Source organism: Christiangramia marina, from assembly GCF_048285865.1.
In the GTDB taxonomy this organism is placed as follows: Bacteria; Bacteroidota; Bacteroidia; order Flavobacteriales; family Flavobacteriaceae; genus Christiangramia; species Christiangramia marina.
This window is the reverse complement of sequence record NZ_JBLVTK010000003.1, coordinates 396,183-418,495: the sequence shown is the minus strand read 5'-3', so window position 1 is coordinate 418,495 and position 22,313 is coordinate 396,183. Positions and strand designations below refer to the sequence as shown.

Genomic DNA, 22,313 nt, shown 5'->3' with positions numbered 1-22,313 from the left:
ACTTCATGAACTTCTTAATCAAGGTGAAATTCATTTTCTGAATCTCCATCAAATCATTAATAATCGGTTTAATATTCTCTTCTGAAACTAATTTAAGACGTACTGAAATTAATAATTGCGTAATTAATTCGTTTGATGAACCATTCGCGATACCCAGAAAGTTTTTAAACTCGCCATCGGTATTTCTTCCAGCACCTTCCGCTATATTAGATGGGATTGATACCGCACATCTTCTTATTTGACTTTTTAATCCAAATTTTTCTTCAGGAGGAAATTGAGAAGAAAGTGTATAAACCTCTTCTACAACGGCCATGGCCATTTTCCAAATTTTAAGTTCCTGAAAGTTGTGCATTCTTTTATCTTCTTACGTCTAAAATCTCAGATCTATTATCTAGTTTCTTAAAGGTTTTCCTTTTTTCAACATATGCTGAAGACGTTCCAGCGTTTTTCTCTCTCCGGTCAAGGACAGAAATGCTTCTCTTTCAAGATCAAGTAAATACTGTTCACTTACCATCTGGCTGGATGATAGATCTCCACCGGCCATAACATATGCCAGTTTGTTCGCGATCTTATGATCATGTTCGCTAATGTACTTACCTGCAGCCATCTGGTCTGTTCCTACCATGAATGCTCCAAGAGCCTGTTTTCCTAATACCTTAATATCTGAGCGTTTGATTGGCATGGTATACCCATTTTCTGCCATCAACAACGCATGTTTCTTCGCGATCGCCAATTGTCTGTCTGGATTGATCACTACTATATCTTTTCCTTTCTGAAGAATATTAAGATCAAATGCTTCATATGCTGAAGTAGATACTTTTGCCATTCCAATTGCCAGGAAATTTTCTCTTAATCGGTTTAACTCTACATCATCCTTCTCAAAAGTATCAGAAGCGCGCAACGTCATCTCCTTGGTTCCACCACCGCCAGGTATGACCCCAACACCAAATTCAACAAGTCCGGTATAAGTTTCTGCAGCGGCAACAACCTTGTCTGCATGCAAAGAAAGTTCACAACCTCCTCCTAAAGTCATTCCATGTGGAGCGGCTACCGTTGGAATAGAGGAGTAGCGCATTCTCATCATGGTATCCTGGAAGTATTTGATGGCCATGTTCAATTCTTCATATTCCTGTTCTACCGCCATCATAAAGATCATTCCAATATTGGCTCCTACAGAAAAGTTCTTTCCATTATTCGCCACTACCAGACCCTGATAATCTTTTTCAGCCATATCAATGGCTTTGTTGAGTCCGTCAAGAACGTCACCACCAATAGAATTCATTTTACTTCTGAATTCTACGTTAAGGATCCCGTCGCCAAGATCTTCTACCACGACTCCGCTATTCTTAAATACCTGCTTGGATTCCCTGATATTGTCCAGGATGATAAAACTATCCTGGCCAGGAACTTTAGTTTGCTTCTTGTCATTGATGTTATAATAGTAAGTATTACCATCTTTTACAGTATAGAAGCTTTTACTTCCATTTTTCAGCATTTCACTTACCCAGGCTGCAGGTTCATAACCTTCAGCTTTCATCATCTGAATACCCTTTTCAACTCCAATGGCGTCCCAGATCTGGAATGGTCCATGTTCCCATCCAAAACCAGCTTTCATCGCATCATCGATCTTGTATAACTCGTCTGAAATTTCTGGAATACGATTCGAAACATAAGCGAATAGTGCAGAGAAATTCTTTCTGTAAAAATCACCGGCTTTATCTTTTCCTTTAATCAATACTTCGAAACGATCTGCTACATTATCGATAGACTTGGTCATTTCAAGAGTTGCAAAAGACGCGCTTTTACGATCTCTGTATTCCATGGTATCAAGATCCAGAGATTTGATCTCGCTTGAACCATCTTTATTTTTTACTTTTTTATAGAATCCCTGACCCGTTTTACTTCCAAGCCATTTGTTCTCCATCATAGTATCGATAAAGTTAGGCAGGGCAAATAGATCATGCTGCTCATCATTTGGAACATTTTCGTGAAGACCGTTTGCAACATGCACGAGAGTATCCAAGCCTACAACATCCACTGTTCTAAAGGTTGCCGACTTCTGGCGTCCTATCACCGGACCAGTCAATTTATCAACTTCCTCTATGGTCATTCCCATATCTTTAACGGTATGGAACAAGCTCATAATCGAGAAGATACCAATTCTGTTACCAATGAATGCAGGAGTATCCTTAGCTAATACAGCATTTTTCCCAAGAAATTTTTCACCGTACATTTTCAGAAATTCCAGAACTTCAGAAGAGGTTTCCTTTCCTGGTATGATCTCAAATAATCTTAAATATCTTGGTGGATTAAAGAAGTGAGTTCCGCAGAAATGCTTTTTAAAATCATCAGATCTTCCATCGGTCATGAAATTGATAGGAATACCTGAAGTATTTGAAGTTATAAGAGTTCCTGGTTTTCTGTGCTTTTCAAGGTTTTCAAATACCTGTTTCTTAATGTCCAAACGTTCTACTACAACCTCTATAATCCAGTCTACTTCTGAAACTTTTGAAATATCATCTTCCAGGTTTCCTGTAGTAATACGGTTAACGAAATCCTTGTGATAGATTGGTGATGGTTTGGATTTTACTGAAGCCGTTAAAGCGTCATTCACAATCCTGTTTCTTACGACCTTGTCATCCAGGCTAAGCCCTTTTTTCTGTTCTTTTTCATTGAGCTCACGGGGAACGATATCAAGTAGAAGTACTTCCACTCCAATATTTGCAAAGTGACATGCAATACCACTTCCCATTATACCGGACCCAATAACTGCAACTTTATTAATCCTTCTTTTCATTATTTGATTTTTATGGTTCAAAAAAACCAAACCTGTCAAGGCCTGGTTTATTATTGTTTTACACTAATTTCTTCAGTATATATTTTCTTCTCACTAATAAGACCAGTAATGGTGTTGGCTACCTGTATAAAAGTTTTAAGATCCTTATCGCTCACATTTTCCTTTACAGACTCATCGAATCTCAATACAACTCTCTTAGAATAATCGCGCATTTCTTTTCCGAAGTCTGTTAAATAAATAAGTACACTACGTCCATCATGTGGATTACGTTTTCTTTCTATTAAACCTTTTTCTTCCATGGTTTTTAAAATTCGCGAAAGGCTGGTAGCTTCCATTCCCATTTTTGGACCCAATGAGGTAGATGGCGTTCCATCTTCCGGATCGATACTCAATAAGGCAAAACCTGTAGCCATCGTACTTCCAGCCTTACCTGCTTCTTCATTATACATTTTAGAAACAGCCATCCAGGTGGCACGCAAAACATAATCTATGGTTTTCTCCTTCATGGGGGATTTTGGATTGATTCCAAAGTTAGGAAAAAATATTATGCGTGCATAATAAAATGTCTTTAAAAATACTAATATGTTGTTTTAATACTATTTAAATTCCTAAAACCAAAAAACTCCCCGGTAGTTGGGGAGTTTTTATTAGCATATTCTTAATGATAGATTAGAATCTACCATATAGTTTCTCGTAAAGATCCTGGTATCGATCACGAATATTACGTCGTTTTAGCTTCATAGTAGGAGTAAGGTGCTCGTCTTCTACCGTCCATGGTTCTGGGGTTAATTCAAATGTTTTAACTCTTTCCCATTTCCCGAATTTCTGGTTGTAGAAATCTACTTCTTCCTGAATACGTTCACGCACCATGTTGTTACGAGATATATCTGCAGGATCACCTGAGTCAAGATCGATATTCTTTCTCTGTGCCCATTCTGTTATGAATTCGAAGTTAGGCTGGATCAAAGCTGCCGGCATTTTTTCTCCATCTCCAACCACCATGATCTGCTCAATAAATCTAGATTGTTTCATGGTATTTTCGATAAGCTGCGGAGCAACATATTTCCCTCCAGATGTTTTGAACATCTCTTTCTTGCGATCTGTGATCTTAAGAAAACCATCTTTATCGATCTCTCCAATATCTCCTGTATGGAAGAATCCTTCAGAGTTAATTACTTCCCGGGTCTTTTCTTCATCCTTATAATAACCTTTCATTACATTAGGCCCTTTGGTAAGGATCTCACCATCTTCAGCAATTTTAACTTCAACATTATCCAGAACTTTTCCAACAGTTCCAATTCTGAAACCTCCATTACGTTCATCATTCACTGCGATTACCGGAGATGTCTCTGTGAGACCATAACCTTCCATCACCGGAATTTCAGCTGCGGCAAAAACTCTGGCAAGTCTTGGTTGCAATGCTGCACTTCCAGATACGATTAGGTCTATATTACCACCCAAACCTTCTTTCCACTTTGAAAATATAAGTTTACGGGCAAGTTTTAATTTTGTTTCGTACCACCAGCCATTCTGGCCGTATGGTTCATATTCAAGTCCAAGCTCTACAGCCCAGTAAAATAATTTTTGCTTCACGCCACCTAGTGCAGTTCCTTTAGCAATGATCTTATCATATACTTTTTCCAGCAATCTTGGAACGGCAGTAATTACATGTGGTTTTACCTCTTTCAGGTTATCGCTTATCTTTTCGATAGATTCAGCAAAATAAACCGATACCGAATAATACTGGTATAGATAAAGGATCATTCGCTCGAAAATATGGCAAATAGGGAGGAAGCTCAAACCTACGTAAGTTCCGGTATCGAAAGGAACACGAGGTGCACTTCCAAGTACGTCACTTACAATGTTCTTATGAGTTAACATGACACCTTTTGGTCTTCCTGTAGTTCCGGAAGTATAAATTAAGGTAGCCAGATCATCTTCTGTAACTGCCTTCTTAAGTTTTTCTACTTCATCCTGGTTTGCCTTATCTTCTCCAGATGTTAGAATTTCTTTCCAGTTCTTACAGCCAGCGATCTCGTCAAAACTATATACTTCCAGTAGACTGGTTGTAGCTTTGATACTGTTTAGCTTATTAAGGATCTCTTCATCTGAAACAAAGCAGTAAGTAGCTCCACTATGATTTAGAACATATTCATAATCTTCTTCGGATATCGTTGGGTAGATTGGCACATTTTGAGCGCCGATCTGAAGGATTCCAATGTCCATTATATTCCACTCAGTTCTATTATTAGTGGAGATAACTGCAATTTTATCATTCGGTTTCACGCCAAGTCGAAGAAGTCCCCGACTAATTGCATTCGCCTTATCAATATATTGCTGAGTCGAAACAGTTTCCCATTTTCCATCATATTTAGTAGCAAAAGCAACCTCCAGCGGATGATTTTCTAATTGATAGTAAGGAAAGTCAAATAGACGTTTAATGTCGTTCATGAAAAGGAAAGATTTTAGATATACCTTGCAAAATAGCAATTTTCAAAGCTCATTCAAATCAAATATGATAAAAAAAAATCTTATTGTTTGAGTATTTACTAAAAACTGACTAATAAGTGCTATCTCCTAAAACTGTTAATTATTCCTTAAACTCTTCAGTATCAATCTAAATTCGGCTTCATCAATAGATTATTATTCCCTAAATTTTTAAAGCTTTTCCAACCAAAAAAACTTGAATATTTAAGTCAAAACCAATTTGTTAATCTATTTTTTAAAAATATCAGCGCATTTGTGGATTCAATCTGCAATAGGTTTATGCATTTCTCGATTCTGAAATTCAGTATCTCAAAGAAGTGGTAGATTTTATTGATATGCGAAAACTCACTGCGACGTAAAATTATGCTGCTTATTGAAAAGAAAAAAGGAACCATTCGGTTCCTTTTTATACATTATTTCTCCAGCCATTTTCTGGCATTCACAAAGCCTTCCAGCCAAGGTGACACTTCATCTTCGCGTCCATCTGGATAATTTGCCCAGTTCCATTGGAACGTAGATCGTTCCATATGTGGCATCATTACCAGGTGCCTACCACTTGCATCTGTAAGTGCGGCAGCATTGTAATGTGACCCATTAGGATTTGCCGGGTAGCCTTCATAAGCATATTTTCCCACGATGTTATAGCGGTTTTCCTCATAAGGGAAACTGAATTTACCTTCACCATGTGCTGCCCATATTCCTAACGTACTTCCCGATAAAGTGGAAAGCATAACAGAATTGTTCGGCGGAATCTCTACGGAAGTAAAATTACACTCAAATTTCTGCGATTCATTATGTAGCATCTTCGGTTTTTGCTCATGTTCCGCATTAATAAGGCCTAGCTCAACAAACAGCTGACATCCGTTACAAACTCCAAGACTTAATGTATCTTCTCTCTTAAAGAAATTTTCCAGTGCAGCCTTTGCCTTTACATTATATAAGAAGGCTCCAGCCCATCCTTTTGCACTACCAAGAACATCTGAATTTGAGAATCCTCCAACAGCTGCAATGAAATGTATGTCTTCAAGGTTTTCTCTTCCGGAGATCAGGTCGGTCATGTGCACATCTTTCACGTCAAAACCTGCGAGGTACATCGCCCGGGCCATTTCCCTTTCAGAATTAGAACCTTTTTCACGAATGATCGCGGCTTTTATTCGCGGTTTCTTATCATCCAGTTCAGGTAATTTTCCAGTAAAATGTTCTGAAAATTTAAATTCGAGTGGTTGCCTCTTATAGTTGTTGAATCGCTCAGTTGCTTTATCGATCCCGCTTTGACGTTCATCCAGTAAAAAACTGGTTTTGTACCAGGTATCTCTTAATTCAGCAATATGAAAATGGAAATCATCATCACCAACTTTAATATTTAGCGCAGCACCTTCAGTCGCAGTTCCAATCTTATAATAGTCTATTCCAAGTTCCTTCATGAAAGATTCCGCAGTATCGTCCTTAGCCTGGAATACTATTCCGCAGTTTTCATTGAAGAATAACTTAATGATATCTTTTTCGCCTAGTGCACTCAGGTCAAGGTTTGCACCTAAATTGACATCGGCAAAACACATTTCTAGCAAAGTAGTGATCAATCCGCCAGATGCTACATCGTGACCAGCTGCGATCATATCGCTCTTGATCATGGATTGCATGGCGTTGAAGATATTGCTGAAACGCTCATCGTTCTTTACAGTAGGAGCTTCATCGCCAACTTTATTGAGAATCTGGGCGAAAGTAGAGCCTCCCAGTTTATAATCATCTCCGGAAAGATTGATATAATAAATACTTCCTGCGTTTTTCTTTAAAACCGGTTCTACAACCGCTTTAATATTGTCACAATGCCCGGCAGCAGAAATTATCACCGTCCCTGGTGAAAGAACATCGCCATCTTTGTATTTCTGTTTCATGGAAAGAGAGTCCTTCCCGGTTGGTACATTGATCCCCAGAGAAATTGCAAAATCTGAAATTCCTTTTACCGCTTCATAAAGTCTCGCGTCTTCACCTTCGTTATTACAGGGCCACATCCAGTTCGCGGAAAGTGATATAGATTTAAGTCCTTTTTCTAAAGGAGCCCAGATGATATTTGACAAGGCTTCTGCTATAGAATTACGGGAGCCAGCTACAGGGTCAATCAATGCAGAAATAGGGGAGTGTCCAATGGAGGTTGCAACTCCTTCCTTGCCTTTGTAATCCAATGCCATCACTCCGCAATTGTTTAAAGGCAACTGTAAAGGTCCTGCAGTTTGCTGTTTAGCAACGCGTCCAGAAACACAACGATCCACTTTATTAGTTAGCCAGTCTTTACAGGCCACAGCTTCTAGTTGCAAAACTTGTTGTAAATACTCGTGAATTTTCTCCTGTTGATAATTGAGTTTTTCATAATTGCGAGTAATCGTTCTGTCTTCCATGATCGTTTTAGGAGAGCTTCCAAACATATCTGCCAGAGCAAGATCCATTGGTTTATCGCCAGATTTCATGCCTTCAAAGGTGAATCTATAATCACCGGTTACGTTTCCAACTTCATACATTGGAGAACGTTCACGATCTGCGACTCTTCTCAAAGTATCGAGATCTTTCTCGCCAATGACCAGTCCCATTCTTTCCTGGGATTCATTTCCAATAATCTCCTTAGCAGAAAGGGTTGGATCTCCAACAGGTAAACTATCAAGGTCTATTTTTCCACCTTTTTCTTCTACCAGCTCACTTAAACAGTTCAAGTGACCACCAGCGCCATGATCATGAATGGAAACTATGGGGTTGTTCTCGCTTTCTACCATTCCACGAACCGCATTCGCAGCTCTTTTCTGCATTTCTGGATTGGAACGCTGGATGGCATTCAATTCTATACCACTGCTAAATGCACCAGTATCTGCTGAGGAAACAGCAGCGCCACCCATTCCAATTCTATAGTTTTCTCCACCAAGAACGACGATCCTGTCATTTTCTTCAGGAATATCCTTTAATGCCTGGTCCTTTTTTCCGTAGCCAATACCACCGGCGAGCATGATCACTTTATCGTAACCCAGGGAGCGCTCGTGTTCGCTATGTTCGAAGGTAAGTACAGATCCTGATATTAGTGGCTGACCAAATTTGTTACCGAAATCTGAAGCTCCATTAGATGCTTTTATTAAAATGTCCATTGGTGTCTGGTACAACCATGCACGTTTTTTCATTCCATTTTCCCACGGTCGATCTTCTTCAAGTCTGGAATACGAGGTCATATAGACTGAAGTTCCTGCCAATGGAAGTGACCCTTTACCCCCAGCAAGCCTGTCCCTGATTTCTCCGCCACTACCAGTCGCGGCTCCGTTGAATGGTTCCACAGTCGTTGGAAAATTATGAGTTTCAGCTTTAATGGAAATAACAGATTCAAAGTCCTTTATTTCGTAATATTCCGGAACATCGGGAGCTTTGGGAGCAAACTGTTCAACAACAGGTCCATTTATAAACGCAACGTTATCCTTATATGCTGAAACGATCTCGTTTGGATTTTCTTCGGAAGTTTTTCTTATCAGTTTAAAAAGAGATACTGGTTTTTCCTCGCCATCAATAACAAAAGTTCCATTAAAGATCTTGTGTCTGCAATGTTCTGAGTTCACCTGGGAAAAACCAAAAACTTCAGAATCCGTAAGTTTTCGATCCAGTTTTACTGAAAGATCTTCCAGGTATTTAACTTCTTCAGCATTCAATGCTAAACCTTCCTGTTTATTATAGGCTGCGATATTATCGATCTCTATAATTGGCTTGGGCTCAACATGAATATCAAAGATCTCCTGATCGAGTTGCTTGTATTTCTGAGATAACATTGGATCAAAGTCAGAAAAATGTTCGTCAACTTTCAGAAATTCTTCGATTCTAATGATTCCGGTAATTCCCATGTTCTGAGTGATCTCAACAGCATTCGTACTCCAGGGAGTGATCATTGCGGCACGTGGACCAACAAAAAAATCTGCCAAAGCAGATTTATTTATTTGAAGAGTATTTCCAAAAAGCCAGTTTAGTTTTGAAATAGACTGTGCAGAAAGGTTGGAATGCGTTTCAACCGCAAAAACCTTGGTAGTTTGATTTCCGAAGAAAAGGATCATGTAAGTTGTGTTTGTGTTGTTTTGAACAGGACACAAATTTACTTTTTTGCCTTCAATTCATGAAATTAAAACTTGTCAATATCTTATTTATAAATGGACAAATTTTAATGCTTTGGAAGTATTCCTATTTCTAAGCCTGTTTTTCCAGTAGCGCCATATAGAATCCATCATAGCCACTTTCGCTGGATAGAATCTTCTTTTCTCTTAGCAAACGGAATTCTTTACCATCATCTGTTTTTAGAAACTTCTGAACCTGTTTATCATTTTCTGAAGGAAGGATGGAACAGGTTGCATACACCATTTTTCCACCTTTTTTCAAGATCCTGGAATATTGCTGAAGGATCTCAGCCTGAGTTTTGTTGATCTTTTCCAGAAATTCTGGTTGTAATTTCCATTTCGCATCTGGATTTCTACTAAGAACTCCGAGTCCGCTACATGGAGCATCGATTAAAACCCTGTCTGCCGAATTATACAATTTTTTGATCACTTTCGTGGTCTCAATACTTCTGGTTTCCACATTATGAGCGCCAGCACGTTTTGCACGTCGTTTTAACTCCTTCAACTTATTCCCATAAATATCCAGCGCAATGATCTGGCCTTTATTCTCCATAAGTGCAGCCAGGTGAAGGGTTTTTCCACCTGCGCCTGCGCAGGTATCTACAACTCTCATTCCTGGTTGTACGTCAAGAAATTCTGCCACTCTTTGAGAATTTGCATCCTGAACTTCGAAAAGGCCATCCTGGAAGGCTTTCGTTCTAAAAACGTTAGAGCGCTCTTTGAGCTCCAGTGCCTCAGGGTAATTTCTAACTTTATTAGTTTCAATACCTTCTTCCAGTAGTATACCAGCCAGTTTATCAGGATGAGTTTTTAAGCTATTGGCTCTTAGAACTACCGGTGCCTGTGTATTTAAAGCGCTTAATTCCTGCGTCCATATTTTTTCACCTAATTCCTTAACACCAAGTTCATCCAACCAGTCTGGTACAGATTCTCTGTATTTTCGAGTTCTGCTTAGCTCGTCAAATTTCCCTTTGATTCGTCTTACCGGAGTACCTTCAAACTGTGGCCATTCCGGGATCTTAACGCCTCTAAGCACACACCATACAGCGAAGATCCTAAACAGGTCCTCTCTGGAAAATGGTTCTTTTACTTCAGCAATTTCAGCATATAGTCTTTTCCAACGAACTATATCGTACGTGGTTTCAGCAATAAAACTGCGATCTCTTGATCCCCATCTTTTATCACGCTTCAGCGTCTTTTCAATTACCTTGTCGGCATATTTTCCATCGTTGAAAATTTCAGCAAGAGCATCTATAGTTGCAAAAACGAGATTTCTGTGTAGGCGCATAATTCTTCTTTAAGCCGGCAAAGTTACGTTTTTTTGATTCGGAAAAATCTATATTTGAATCAAATCTATTTTATGAAAAAACTGGTACTACTTCTATTAGTCCTAACTGCAAGTTGCAAAAATAATAATGAGTCTGAAGCTGATGATTCAGCCTCTACAAGTAAGCGGGAAAAGTTTAGTGAGGTTCATATCGAAAATATACTGGAAGATGATTCATTGAGCATCAGGGCGATACAGGTGATTGGTGAGAACCTGGCCTTTGCAGCGAATAAAGGGACTTATGGCTTGTATAATGCAACGACCAAAACCTGGAAGACGAATACTCAGGCTTATGATAGTGTTTATCCAGAGTTTCGAGCCATCGCAAGCACTTCGAACGACTTCTTTATGCTTGGGGTAGGAAGTCCTGCGTTATTATACAAAACTGGTAATAATGGCCAGTTGGAACTGGTCTATAAAGAAGATGATGAGAAGGCGTTTTATGATTCCATGACTTTCTGGAATGATACAGAAGGAATTGCGATGGGCGATCCTACTGATGGCTGTATTTCTATTATAATCACGAGAGATGCTGGAAAAAACTGGGAAAAACTTGACTGTGAGCAACTACCTGCAGCTGTCGAGGGTGAAGCAGCTTTTGCAGCCAGTAATTCAAATATTGCAATTTATAAGGATGAAACCTGGATCCTTACAGGCGGGATGAAATCGAGAATTTTGTATTCACCAGATAAGGGGAAGAACTGGGAGATTTTTGATACCCCACTTGTTCAGGGAACTGCCACTTCAGGCGGTTATAGTGTTGACTTTTTTAATTCTGAAATTGGATTCATCATTGGTGGAGATTATACCAAATCAAAAGAGAATAACGGAAACAAAGCGATCACTACAGACGGTGGTAAAACCTGGAATTTAGTTGCAGAAGGGCAGGAGCCGGGCTATAGAAGTTCGATTAAATTCGTTCCCGGTGGTGATGGGGAGGAATTAGTTGCCGTAGGTTTTGAAGGCATTGATTATAGCAAAGATGGTGGAGAGACCTGGTCAGAATTGAGTAAAGAAGGATTTTTCACCATTAGATTTATCAATGACTCCACTGCATATGCGGCTGGAAGTGGAAGAGTAGCAAAGCTTAGATTTAAATAAAAACAGGCCCGACATTTAAAGCCGGGCCGTTTCATTCTAACCAAATACTTAACCAATATTATTCGTCACTCGATCTATTATTTTCCTTTTTCGCTCTGTATTCTCTAATGAGTTTTTTATGAAATTCGTCCTCGAGTTTATGTAGTTTTATAATGTCTTTCGCTGTAATAATTTGTTTCAAATCCTTGAAGAGTTGTTTTTTGATTTTGTATTCTTCGTTTTCTACAGAAAGGAATTCATTAAGAAGATCTTCAGCCTGGTCCTCATTATAGCAACTTACATCTTCCAGTTCTATATGCTCACGTTCGTGAAGTTTTCTCTTCTTACGCTCGTATTCATTATAAATTGGCCAGAATTCCTGAGCCAGTTTATCGGTGAGCTCGAGTTCCTGAGTAATAAAAGCTACTTTTAGAGCTTTGATCCTTTTGTGTTGTGCTTCCCGATCTTCGTTTTTTTCCTGTGCCAGTAAAGTATTCGCTGGCAAAAAAAATAGAATTATTAGTAGGTATCTTTTCATAATTAGTCCATTATATAAGATGGATCTTCCACGTTTTCATCGATATATTCGAAAGCTGCTTCAGTATCAATTTCAGTAAAGTCAGCTTCCAGATTACCTTGAGTAATCAAATCTGAATATTCAACACTATTAAGGTCGATACTTCCCATTTCATAACTGTCGTACAGGTAATTTTCTAAAGCCGTAACCTCTATATCATCCCAACCAAGATCGTTCGTTTGATTGGAAGGAAAGAAGTTGCCTAGCATGATGACCATGATTGCAGCTATGGCCGAAGCATACAGCCAGTATTCTTTCTTAAATAACGTTACAACTTTAGTTTCAGGAGCTAAAGATTTTGAGAGGATATTATCTTCAAGCTTATCAAAATAATTATGTGGCGTCGTAAAGCCTGAACTTTCGATTGCAGGTAGTTCATTTTCGTAAGAAATTTTATCCATAAGACTATTTTCAAAATCCTGGAAATAAGTTTCCGGGACTTTGAATCCAGAGTTATTCTTATGTTTAAAATTATCAAGTTTCATCGTACTTATGACTTAGTATTTAAGTAATGGTTTAATTAGACTTTAAAAATTCTTCGATCTTCTTGGTCGCAATGTGATACGAAGCTTTCAAGGCTCCCTCACTAGTACTCAAAATCTCTGCCATTTCTCTATATTTCAGTTCTTCGAAATATTTCATATTAAAGACCTGTTGCTGTTTCTGCGGAAGCGTGGCGATAGCTTTTTGTAATTTCAATTGTATTTCGCTTCCTTCAAAATAAACATCACTTTCAAGATTGTCAATAATTTGATCCTGGAGTTCTTCTGAAGTGATCTTTAAGCGCCGCGCTTTTTTATTGATGAATGTAATGGCTTCGTTCGTCGCGATACGATACATCCAGCTGTACAATTTGCTATCACCCTTAAATTTATCAATATTTCTGAAAATCTTTATGAAGGTATTCTGCAGAATATCATCTGTATCATCATGACTTTTTGCAATATTCCGGATATGCCAGTACAACCGCTCTTTATAAAGCGTTATTAATTCCCTGAAAGCTTCCTGGGAAGTGGATTGCTTCTGCAATCTTAGGATAAGATCCTGTTCAGCTTCTGGTGTGTTGGACATAATAGACGTTCAATACAAAGATATTTAATTCGATCATCGTTCAAAACGATGTTTAAAATAAATGCATGTAAGTAATAGCTTACAGGATAACTCAATAATCAGATGAAAGGAATGATTTTCGGATTAAATGCAAAATAAATTTGGTGAATATGTATTTTAACGTATATTTACAACAGTTAAAAGATTTAATCCTTTTTTTGCCCCTTAAAAATTGAATTATATCGAATTATTCTTGCTGCCCCAAGTGAGAATAATAATTAAAAAAAGGATGATACCTATGTAGTCATCCTTTTTTTTATGTCATTACTTCATTTGGTCATTCAAAAGACTGCATAGCTACCAGTTTCTTATAAGTACCATTGGCATCAATCAATTCCTGATGTTTTCCCTGTTCCACTATCTCACCTTTTTGCATCACGACAATCTTGTCTGCATTCTGTATCGTAGATAATCTGTGCGCGATCACAATAGAGGTCCGGTTCTTCATCATATTTTCCAAAGCTTTCTGAACCAGTTTCTCACTTTCAGTATCCAGGGCAGAGGTTGCTTCATCCAGTATCATTACTGGTGGATTTTTAAGTACAGCCCTAGCAATAGATAAACGTTGCTTCTGGCCACCACTCAATTTGTTCCCGCTATCTCCAATATTTGTATCCAGTTGTTTTGGAAGTTCTTTTACGAATTCCCAGGCGTTGGCAATTTTTAACGCCTCAATAATTTCTGCATCTGTAGCATCATCTTTACCAAGTGCGATATTACTACGAATACTATCATTAAATAATATTGAATCCTGAGTAACCAGGCCAAGCAAATCCCGGAGATCAGATTTCTTTATCTTCCTGATATCGATTCCATCGATCTTAATAGTTCCGGAATTTACATCGTAGAATCTGGTGATCAAATTTGCAATCGTAGATTTTCCAGATCCAGATTGTCCTACCAAAGCGACGGTTTCACCTTTGTTCACGTTAATAGAGAATTGTTTTAATACCTTATCATCTTCATAAGCGAAATCCACATTTGAGATCTCTATGCCTGTTTCGAAATTCTTTTTATCAATGGCGTCTGGATGGTCTGTTATGGTAGATGGTGTTTCGAGAACCTGCAGGATCCTTTCTGCTGCCGCATCACCTTTCTTTACGCTGTAAGTAGCTTTAGAAATTTGTTTTGCCGGAGTCAGGATGTTGTAAGCCAATCCCAGAAAAGCTATAAAAGTTGCTGCATCCAGAGATTCCTCAACAAGAACCATATTACCTCCAAACCATAAAATTACAACAATAACAAAGATCCCCAGAAATTCACTGGTCGGTGATGCTAAATTTTGCCTGTTAATAAGACTATTCAGGATTTCCTTGAGTCTATTTGTGCTTTGCTGAAACCTCTCATAAAATTTACTTTCTGCATTAAAACCTTTTACGATCTTTAAACTGGAAAGTGTCTCCTCAACAATACTAAGAAAATGTCCGTTTTCTTCCTGAGCAAGATTCGACTTTCGCTTTAATTGCTTTCCAATCAAACTAATGATAAATCCAGCGATTGGAAGAAATATAAAAACGAAGAGCGTCAATTGTACACTCATCACTAACATTGCCAGGATCGTAAATAAAATGGTGAGGGGTTCTCGTACAATGAGTTCCAGAATGGAAAGAAACGAAGTTTGAACCTCGTTTACATCGGCAGTAATTCTTGATATCGTATCACCTTTTCTTTTTTCTGAAAAATAAGCTACTGGCAAGGCAAGAATCTTTTTATACATTGCATCACGAAGGTCGCGCAACACGCCATTCCGAAGAAATGTAAGAAAGAAAGAACTTAGATAGCCAAACAGGTTTTTGAGAAAGAAAAGGAGAACCACAATTCCGCAGATAAATATAAGTGCGGCAACTTCATCCTCGTTCACTCTCTGCGTGACCTCGTAATTAAAGTAATCTGAAAAATAATCTTTAGCGTTGGAAATTCCAGTATAAACTGGTTTCTCAGCAACCCTTTTTGTTTTATCAAAGAGTACCTGGATAACAGGTATTAGCGCGATAAAAGATAATGTACTAAATATCGCATAGAAGATATTACAAATAATATTGAGGATCGCAAACTTCCTGTACGGCATTGCGAACATCATGATCTTTCTAAAATAGGTCATTTAAAGAAATTTAGCCCAGTTTTAATTCATCTTTGATTCGGGCAATCTTATCACTTAATTTCTGATTTTCAGCATCATAATTGTGAATATCATCCAGCTGAGAATTTACGCTGATGTAGAACTTGATTTTTGGCTCTGTACCACTCGGTCTTGCCGCGATCTTCGTTCCATTTTCAGTATAATATATCAGAACATTTGATTTTGGAATATCGATAACGGATTCTTTTCGCTCTAAAACATTTTTTGCAGTAGAGGCGTGGTAGTCTTCAACTAAGACCACTTTTTCTCCATCGATCTCTTCCCATGGATTTTCTCTGAGATCTACCAGCATTTGTTTGATCTCCTGCTCACCTTTGATTCCTTTTTTGACGAGGGATATAAGTTCTTCGCGAAAAAGACCATGTTCTGTGTAAAGCTCAAGAAGTTTCTGGTAGAAAGACTTTCCTTCTGCCTTCATTTTTGCTGCGATCTCACAAGCAAGTAGTGTAGCGGTTACCGCATCTTTATCTCTAACAAAATCACCAACCATATAACCAAAACTTTCTTCACCGCCACCAATAAAATTCATTTCGGGGTGGTCCTTGATTAGTTTTGCGATCCATTTAAATCCTGTAAGAACTTCTTTGTATTCTACTCCGTATGATTCGGTCAAATTCTTCATCATTGGAGTGGAAACTATCGTAGAAGCAACAAACTCCGATCCTTTGATCTTATCCTGTTTTTTCCATTCCTCAAGCAGAAACCAGGTCATCACCAACATGGTTTGATTTCCATTAAGAAGTACCATTTTACCATCTAAATCACGAACGGCAACTCCAAGCCTGTCACAATCAGGATCTGTTCCAATAACAATATCTGCATTGATCTCTTCTGCTTTTTCCAAAGCCATTTTTAATGCTTCAGGTTCTTCCGGATTGGGTGATTTCACTGTCGGAAAATTGCCATCTGGTTCACGCTGCTCCTCAACAATATGAACATTACTGAATCCTGCCTTTTCCAGAACTTCAGGAACCATTGTAATAGAAGTTCCGTGGAGAGAAGTGAATACTACTTTAAGATCGCTCTTTGCGGTAGCTGAAGTATCAAAACTTCCATTTTCTACAGAAGCTTTTGCAAATGAATCGTCAACCTTCTTGTCGATCTTCTCGATCAAAGATTCGTTCGCTTCAAATTTAACTTCAGTATAGTCAAGATTATTAATGGTTTCGATCACTTCTTTGTCCTGCGGTGGAACTAACTGGCCACCATCCTGCCAGTAAACCTTGTAACCATTGTATTCTGGTGGGTTATGGCTTGCGGTAAGCACAATTCCACAGTGACAATCTAATTCTTTAACGGCAAAAGACAATTCAGGAGTCGGTCGTAGTTCAGAAAAGAGATATACTTTGATATCGTTCGCCGAAAATACATCTGCGACAACTTTGGCTAACGTATCGCTATTATGCCTGCAGTCGTAAGCAACCGCAACTTTAACCTGCTCTCCAGGAAAAGATTTTTTCAAATAATCTGAAAGTCCCTGGGTATTTTTACCTAAAGTATATTTGTTGATACGATTTGTACCAACACCCATAACACCACGCATTCCACCTGTACCAAATTCAGCATTTTTATAAAAGCTTTCTTCCAGCTCACCTGGATCATCATTTATAAGTCTATTGATCTCGGTTTTAGTGTCTGCATCAAAGATATCAGTAAGCCACGCCTGTGCCTTCTGAAGAATTTCAGGTTTATTAGTTGCCATAATTAGTTGGTTTTGCTAAACAAAAATAATGATTAATACGGGAAAGGTACTAAATATTACTGGTGGTTTTTCGTATCAGGTAGCGCTCTTTCTCGCGTTTTGAACGAAGAATAAGCTCTCCCAGAAAACCAGCAAGAAAAAACTGTGTTCCTATGATCATCACTGCAAGTGAAATATAGAACCATGGATTCTGAGTTACCAGTACGTTGGGTAGGCCATGATAAAGTTTATAAAGCTTGGAGACACCAATAAGGAATGCAGAGACAAAACCAATGATAAACATTAGAACGCCCAGTGCTCCAAATAAATGCATAGGTCTGCGTCCAAATTTGGAAAGAAACCAAATGCTAATTAAGTCCAGGAAGCCATTAATAAATCTACTGGCACCAAATTTTGTGTTTCCATATTTACGAGCCTGGTGTTTAACTTCCTTTTCGGTAATCTTATTGTAACCAGCATTTTTAGCAAGTACAGGAATGTATCGATGCATTTCACCATAGACATCGATGTTCTTGATCACTTCTTTTCTGTAAGCCTTTAGTCCGCAATTGAAATCATTTAATTTTACTCCGGAAGTTTTTCTGGCAGCGGCGTTGAATAGTTTGGAAGGAAGATTTTTGGTGATCACATTATCATAGCGCTTCTTTTTCCATCCTGATACAAGGTCATATTGCTGCTCCTTGATAAGCGCGTATAATTCTGGAATTTCATCAGGATTATCCTGAAGATCGGCATCCATAGTGATGATCACTTCACCCTGGGCTTCGATAAAACCAGCATGTAAGGCCTGGGATTTCCCGTAATTTCTATTAAAACGTATGCCTTTCACACGATCATCGGCTTCAGAAAGTGATTCGATCGTCTTCCAGGAACCATCTGTGCTGCCATCATCAATAAAGATGATCTCATAAGAAAAGGAATTGGATCGCAATACTTTTGCGATCCAATTATATAATTCAACCAAAGATTGCTCTTCGTTGAGTAATGGTATGACTACCGATATCTGCATTTATTATGCGTTTGTCTTATCTTTCTCTCTAAAGATCAAAGCTACGATTAATCCTATAATTGAAAAGAAAATCAATTGTCCTCCAAAACTAATAGCAATATTTTTGAGCGAAAAGTTGTCCTGTTTTGCAGCTTCAGCCATGCCAGCATTGATCTGCTCTTCTGTCATTCCGAAGCCTTCCAGCATTTCGGCTTGTTTCTCTAATGTCAATTCTTTTACGGTTTCTGCAGCTTCCGGATCTATGACATTAAAAAGAAGTAGGGTAAATATGGTAGCCAGGAGCAAGCCAATAAAAACGGTTAGAAAATAAGGTGTAAAGGCCTCTTTAAAGCTAAAAAGTGAGGCGCTGGCGGCTTTGGATTTTTTAACAGCCATGGTCGCAAGAGTCACGATCAATATTAAATTAACGAAAAACATATACCATTCGGTCATCAATGAGACATCGAAGGCATAAATAAGTACAGTGATTAGAATTAAAGCGATCCCAAGGTACATTCCGTAACTGGTTCCTAATTTTTTAGTTGATTGTTCCATTGTTCAATTAAAGTTTGATTAGTTTAGCAGTTAGTTAACAAATATAAGGAAACGTTACACTCCATAATAAATAAAAACTTTTTTCAATTTTATTTGTTCGTAAGTAGTAATTAGTTAAATTTGCACCTCGAAAATTAAAAGATCAAAGCGATGAAGCAGGGAATCCATCCGGAAAATTATAGATTAGTAGCATTTAAAGATATGTCTAACGAAGACGTGTTTTTAACTAAATCTACAGCAAAAACAAAAGAAACTATTGAAGTTGACGGAACTGAATACCCGTTGGTAAAACTGGAAATTTCCAGAACTTCTCACCCATACTATACTGGACAGACCAAATTACTGGATACTGCAGGTAGAATTGACAAGTTCAAGAACAAATATTCAAAATTCAAGAAGAAGTAATTCTTCCGGATTTTCGATATACAAAGCCGCTTTTAGCGGCTTTTTTCATTTTAGCAGCAGTCCGTTTCGCTGGAAACTTTATTTTTGCTGAATCAAAGCATACGATATGAACTATATTCTATTTGACGGTACTTTCCGAAATAATCTATTACCATTTACATTCACCAGGCCAGTAGCTGATCTACGAATCGGGATACTAACTATCCGTGAAAAATGGGAGCAACGATTAAATGCTACTACTTCAACTAAGACTGAAGAATATCTTTCTGAAAAGTGGCCATTGAAATTAGAGAGTTCAAATATCTTTATCAATGCTTCTGTGTTACCGGATGATATATTGCTGGAGGAAATTTCAGTACTTCGGCATGGCGAAAAATTAGTTTTTGAAGATATCCTAATAGCATACAAGTTTGAAGGGAATTCAGAACCATCTATTGAAGATCTTCAGCTAAAAGAATCATCCAGAAAGCCTTTTATAGTTGCTCATACCTGGGATATATTTTCGAAAAATGCAGAGGCTATCCAGATAGACTTTGATCTTCTAACTAAGGAAAGAACTTCTCAAAAAATAGATTCTTCAAATTACACCAAGAATTCAGAAAACATATTTATTGAGGAAGGTGCAAGCGTAGAAAATTGTTCATTAAATGCCAGCGATGGCCCTATTTATATTGGTAAAGATGCTACAGTTATGGAAGGATCGCTTATCAAAGGCCCTTTCGCATTAGGAGAATCTGCAACGATCAAAATGGGTGCTAAAATCTATGGCGCGACTACTATTGGACCTTCATGTAAAGCGGGCGGTGAGATTAGTAACTCTGTATTGTTTCAGAATTCTAATAAAGGACATGACGGCTTTTTAGGAAATTCTGTACTTGGTGAATGGTGTAATATAGGAGCCGATTCTAATAACAGCAATCTTAAGAATAATTATGCCCCCGTTCGTTTATGGGATTATGAGACAGAAAGATTTGCCGATACCGGCTTGCAATTCTGCGGACTTATAATGGGAGATCACAGTAAATGTGGTATCAACACCATGTTTAATACCGGGACCGTGGTAGGAGTGAGTGCTAATATTTTTGGAAGTGGTTTCCCTAGAAATTTTATTCCTTCTTATAGCTGGGGTGGAAGTGCAGGAACAACTACATATAAACTAACTAAGGTTTTTGAGACCGCCAGACTGGTAATGCAACGCCGGGGAGTAGAGCTTACCACAGCCGATGAAAAGATTATGGAGCATATTTTCGATTATTCCGCGAAATGGCGACGGGATTAAACTCTAGAAACCCGAGTTGATCATTTGATTTTCAGTTTCATAAATGATTTTTCAGAAACACTTTAAGTTGGTATCTTTGCAGCCCGAAATACAGGATTAGACGAATTGATCATGAGCGCAAAAAAAGTAGCATTTTATACCCTTGGCTGTAAGCTGAATTTTTCTGAAACTTCCACGATCGCTAGATCTTTTGAGAATGAAGGATTTCAGAGGGTGGAGTTTGATGAAGCAGCAGATGTTTATGTGATCAATACCTGTTCTGTTACTGAAAATGCAGATAAACGATTTAAAACCATTGTAAAGCACGCACAGAAGGCAAATGAAGATGCATTTCTTATTGCTGTAGGCTGCTATGCTCAATTGAAACCAGAAGAACTAGCCGAGGTAGATGGTGTGGATATGGTCCTGGGTGCTACTGAAAAATTCAAAATTACAGACTATCTGAACGACCTCACTAAGAATGATCATGGTGAAGTTCATAGTTGCGAGATCGATGAAGCCGATTTCTACGTGGGTTCTTATTCTATAGGTGATCGTACCCGGGCTTTTTTGAAAGTTCAGGACGGATGTGATTATAAATGCACATATTGTACCATTCCTTTAGCCAGAGGTATTTCGAGAAGTGACCGCCTTGAAAATGTCCTTCAGAATGCTTCGGAAATTTCAGAACAGGGAATAAAAGAGATCGTTCTCACAGGAGTAAATATTGGAGACTACGGGAAAGGTGAATTCGGAAATAAAAAGCATGAGCATACTTTTCTTGAGCTCGTACAGGCACTGGATGAAATTGAAGGGATTGAAAGACTTCGTATTTCATCCATAGAACCAAACCTGCTAAAAAATGAAACGATCGATTTTGTAGCTTCAAGTAATACTTTTGTGCCTCATTTTCACATTCCACTTCAAAGTGGAAGTGACGATATGCTCAAGCGTATGCGCAGGCGCTATCTGAGTGATCTATATGTGGATCGTGTAAATAAGATAAAATCAGTTATGCCAGATGCCTGTATTGGAGTTGACGTCATTGTTGGCTTTCCAGGTGAAACTGATGAACATTTTCTGGAGACCTATAATTTTCTTCAGGAATTGGATATATCATACCTGCATGTTTTTACTTATTCAGAAAGGGATAATACTCCGGCAGCAGAGATGGATGGAGTAGTCCCATTAAAAGTGCGAAAGAAGAGAAGTAAAATGCTAAGAGGCTTATCTGCTAAAAAACGCAGAGTTTTTTATGAAAGTCAACTTGGGAATACATCAACGGTTTTGTTCGAAGGCGAGAACAAATCAGGTTATATTCACGGGTTTACAGAAAACTATGTGAAGGTAAAAGCACCGTGGAATCCTGAAATGGTAAATACACTTAAAAAAGTGAATCTTACCGAGATCGATGAAGATGGCCTGGTAAGATTCGAAATGCTTCAGGAAGAATTGGTTTAAATATTTATCCCTACAGGAAGTAGATCTTTATATTTTCTTCTGTTTTTCCGCATGAAACCGGCAATAGTTGGGTTTGTAGGAACCACTCTCATATTGGTTTCGCTTATCCTGGAAAGAACCGCTTCAATAAAATCATTTTGCCTGTCCAGAACTTTCTCAGATACTTTGATCTTGGTTAAGAAGATCTTTCTATCCTGTTGAGAATATTCTATAATGCAGAGTTCTCCATCAATCTCAGTTTCAAACTGTCTCAAGAATTCATTGTCTGTAATCTTCATTTCTTCTACATTCATATT

General features: G+C 38.2%; 18 protein-coding genes. 4 read left to right on the top strand and 14 right to left on the bottom strand.

Translation table 11 applies throughout. The features are described from left to right. From ACNKXS_RS12750 to ACNKXS_RS12725, 6 genes are all read right to left on the bottom strand, one after another. The coding region (locus ACNKXS_RS12750) for a four helix bundle protein (protein ID WP_417921171.1) at positions 1-313 on the bottom strand (313 nt) is incomplete at its 3' end. Between the two features lie 78 nt (positions 314-391). Further along, positions 392-2,797, bottom strand: a complete 2,406-nt coding sequence (locus ACNKXS_RS12745; protein ID WP_417921170.1) for a 3-hydroxyacyl-CoA dehydrogenase/enoyl-CoA hydratase family protein — start codon at positions 2,795-2,797, stop codon at positions 392-394. A 50-nt stretch (positions 2,798-2,847) separates the two neighbouring features. Continuing rightward, positions 2,848-3,303 (bottom strand): MarR family winged helix-turn-helix transcriptional regulator, encoded by a 456-nt coding sequence (locus ACNKXS_RS12740; protein ID WP_295179317.1) that lies wholly within the window; start codon positions 3,301-3,303, stop codon positions 2,848-2,850. A gap of 163 nt (positions 3,304-3,466) precedes the next feature. Next, positions 3,467-5,248, bottom strand: coding sequence for an AMP-dependent synthetase/ligase (locus tag ACNKXS_RS12735; protein WP_417921169.1), 1,782 nt, complete (start codon positions 5,246-5,248; stop codon positions 3,467-3,469). Positions 5,249-5,697: 449 nt separating this feature from the next. Beyond that, positions 5,698-9,357: a phosphoribosylformylglycinamidine synthase gene (purL, locus tag ACNKXS_RS12730; RefSeq protein ID WP_417921168.1), complete on the bottom strand. Its 3,660-nt coding sequence runs from the start codon at positions 9,355-9,357 to the stop codon at positions 5,698-5,700. Between the two features lie 130 nt (positions 9,358-9,487). Then, the gene (locus tag ACNKXS_RS12725; RefSeq protein WP_417921167.1) at positions 9,488-10,702 is read right to left on the bottom strand and encodes an RsmB/NOP family class I SAM-dependent RNA methyltransferase; all 1,215 of its coding nucleotides are present in this window, start codon (positions 10,700-10,702) and stop codon (positions 9,488-9,490) included. Positions 10,703-10,774: 72 nt separating this feature from the next. Between ACNKXS_RS12725 and ACNKXS_RS12720 the strand changes: the two genes are divergently transcribed. After that, positions 10,775-11,842, top strand: coding sequence for a WD40/YVTN/BNR-like repeat-containing protein (locus tag ACNKXS_RS12720; RefSeq protein WP_417921166.1), 1,068 nt, complete (start codon positions 10,775-10,777; stop codon positions 11,840-11,842). Between the two features lie 58 nt (positions 11,843-11,900). Here ACNKXS_RS12720 and ACNKXS_RS12715 read toward each other — a convergent pair whose 3' ends face one another. The 7 genes from ACNKXS_RS12715 to ACNKXS_RS12685 all read right to left on the bottom strand — a co-directional run bounded on the left by ACNKXS_RS12715 (position 11,901) and on the right by ACNKXS_RS12685 (position 18,893). Further along, entirely contained in the window at positions 11,901-12,359 is a 459-nt protein-coding gene (locus ACNKXS_RS12715) for a hypothetical protein (RefSeq protein WP_417921165.1), read from the bottom strand. 2 nt (positions 12,360-12,361) lie between these two features. Continuing rightward, the gene (locus ACNKXS_RS12710; RefSeq protein WP_417921164.1) at positions 12,362-12,883 is read right to left on the bottom strand and encodes a hypothetical protein; all 522 of its coding nucleotides are present in this window, start codon (positions 12,881-12,883) and stop codon (positions 12,362-12,364) included. Positions 12,884-12,914: 31 nt separating this feature from the next. Continuing rightward, a complete protein-coding gene (locus tag ACNKXS_RS12705) occupies positions 12,915-13,469 on the bottom strand; it encodes an RNA polymerase sigma factor (RefSeq protein WP_298526336.1) in 555 nt (184 codons plus the stop codon). Positions 13,470-13,785: 316 nt separating this feature from the next. Further along, the gene (locus tag ACNKXS_RS12700) at positions 13,786-15,609 is read right to left on the bottom strand and encodes an ABC transporter ATP-binding protein (RefSeq protein WP_417921163.1); all 1,824 of its coding nucleotides are present in this window, start codon (positions 15,607-15,609) and stop codon (positions 13,786-13,788) included. Positions 15,610-15,619: 10 nt separating this feature from the next. Then, a complete protein-coding gene (locus ACNKXS_RS12695) occupies positions 15,620-17,350 on the bottom strand; it encodes a phospho-sugar mutase (RefSeq protein ID WP_417921162.1) in 1,731 nt (576 codons plus the stop codon). A 49-nt stretch (positions 17,351-17,399) separates the two neighbouring features. Next, on the bottom strand, positions 17,400-18,359 hold the full coding sequence (locus ACNKXS_RS12690) for a glycosyltransferase family 2 protein (protein WP_417921161.1): 960 nt from the start codon (positions 18,357-18,359) through the stop codon (positions 17,400-17,402). A gap of 3 nt (positions 18,360-18,362) precedes the next feature. Continuing rightward, the gene (locus ACNKXS_RS12685; protein WP_417921160.1) at positions 18,363-18,893 is read right to left on the bottom strand and encodes a DUF4199 domain-containing protein; all 531 of its coding nucleotides are present in this window, start codon (positions 18,891-18,893) and stop codon (positions 18,363-18,365) included. Between the two features lie 150 nt (positions 18,894-19,043). Here ACNKXS_RS12685 and ACNKXS_RS12680 point away from each other — a divergent pair, with 150 nt between their 5' ends. From ACNKXS_RS12680 to mtaB, 3 genes are all read left to right on the top strand, one after another. Continuing rightward, positions 19,044-19,298 (top strand): type B 50S ribosomal protein L31, encoded by a 255-nt coding sequence (locus ACNKXS_RS12680; protein WP_026916023.1) that lies wholly within the window; start codon positions 19,044-19,046, stop codon positions 19,296-19,298. A 106-nt stretch (positions 19,299-19,404) separates the two neighbouring features. Next, entirely contained in the window at positions 19,405-20,577 is a 1,173-nt protein-coding gene (locus tag ACNKXS_RS12675) for a GlmU family protein (RefSeq protein WP_417921159.1), read from the top strand. A gap of 111 nt (positions 20,578-20,688) precedes the next feature. Beyond that, positions 20,689-22,017, top strand: coding sequence for a tRNA (N(6)-L-threonylcarbamoyladenosine(37)-C(2))-methylthiotransferase MtaB (gene mtaB, locus ACNKXS_RS12670; RefSeq protein ID WP_417921158.1), 1,329 nt, complete (start codon positions 20,689-20,691; stop codon positions 22,015-22,017). Here the strand turns inward: mtaB and ACNKXS_RS12665 are convergent. Beyond that, complete coding sequence (locus ACNKXS_RS12665; RefSeq protein WP_298526325.1) at positions 22,014-22,310, bottom strand: GNAT family N-acetyltransferase; 297 nt, start codon at positions 22,308-22,310, stop codon at positions 22,014-22,016. The two genes, mtaB and ACNKXS_RS12665, sit on opposite strands and share 4 nt — an antisense overlap. Positions 22,311-22,313 lie beyond the last annotated feature (3 nt).

Bases quoted from the DNA above. Each gene is read 5' to 3' on its own strand.
- ACNKXS_RS12745 (WP_417921170.1), bottom strand. From the start codon at position 2,797: ATGAAAAGAAGGATTAATAAAGTTGCAGTTATTGGGTCCGGTATAATG.
- ACNKXS_RS12740 (WP_295179317.1), bottom strand. From the start codon at position 3,303: ATGAAGGAGAAAACCATAGATTATGTTTTGCGTGCCACCTGGATGGCT.
- ACNKXS_RS12735 (WP_417921169.1), bottom strand. From the start codon at position 5,248: ATGAACGACATTAAACGTCTATTTGACTTTCCTTACTATCAATTAGAA.
- purL (WP_417921168.1), bottom strand. From the start codon at position 9,357: ATGATCCTTTTCTTCGGAAATCAAACTACCAAGGTTTTTGCGGTTGAA.
- ACNKXS_RS12725 (WP_417921167.1), bottom strand. From the start codon at position 10,702: ATGCGCCTACACAGAAATCTCGTTTTTGCAACTATAGATGCTCTTGCT.
- ACNKXS_RS12720 (WP_417921166.1), top strand. From the start codon at position 10,775: ATGAAAAAACTGGTACTACTTCTATTAGTCCTAACTGCAAGTTGCAAA.
- ACNKXS_RS12715 (WP_417921165.1), bottom strand. From the start codon at position 12,359: ATGAAAAGATACCTACTAATAATTCTATTTTTTTTGCCAGCGAATACT.
- ACNKXS_RS12710 (WP_417921164.1), bottom strand. From the start codon at position 12,883: ATGAAACTTGATAATTTTAAACATAAGAATAACTCTGGATTCAAAGTC.
- ACNKXS_RS12705 (WP_298526336.1), bottom strand. From the start codon at position 13,469: ATGTCCAACACACCAGAAGCTGAACAGGATCTTATCCTAAGATTGCAG.
- ACNKXS_RS12700 (WP_417921163.1), bottom strand. From the start codon at position 15,609: ATGACCTATTTTAGAAAGATCATGATGTTCGCAATGCCGTACAGGAAG.
- ACNKXS_RS12695 (WP_417921162.1), bottom strand. From the start codon at position 17,350: ATGGCAACTAATAAACCTGAAATTCTTCAGAAGGCACAGGCGTGGCTT.
- ACNKXS_RS12690 (WP_417921161.1), bottom strand. From the start codon at position 18,359: ATGCAGATATCGGTAGTCATACCATTACTCAACGAAGAGCAATCTTTG.
- ACNKXS_RS12685 (WP_417921160.1), bottom strand. From the start codon at position 18,893: ATGGAACAATCAACTAAAAAATTAGGAACCAGTTACGGAATGTACCTT.
- ACNKXS_RS12680 (WP_026916023.1), top strand. From the start codon at position 19,044: ATGAAGCAGGGAATCCATCCGGAAAATTATAGATTAGTAGCATTTAAA.
- ACNKXS_RS12675 (WP_417921159.1), top strand. From the start codon at position 19,405: ATGAACTATATTCTATTTGACGGTACTTTCCGAAATAATCTATTACCA.
- mtaB (WP_417921158.1), top strand. From the start codon at position 20,689: ATGAGCGCAAAAAAAGTAGCATTTTATACCCTTGGCTGTAAGCTGAAT.
- ACNKXS_RS12665 (WP_298526325.1), bottom strand. From the start codon at position 22,310: ATGAATGTAGAAGAAATGAAGATTACAGACAATGAATTCTTGAGACAG.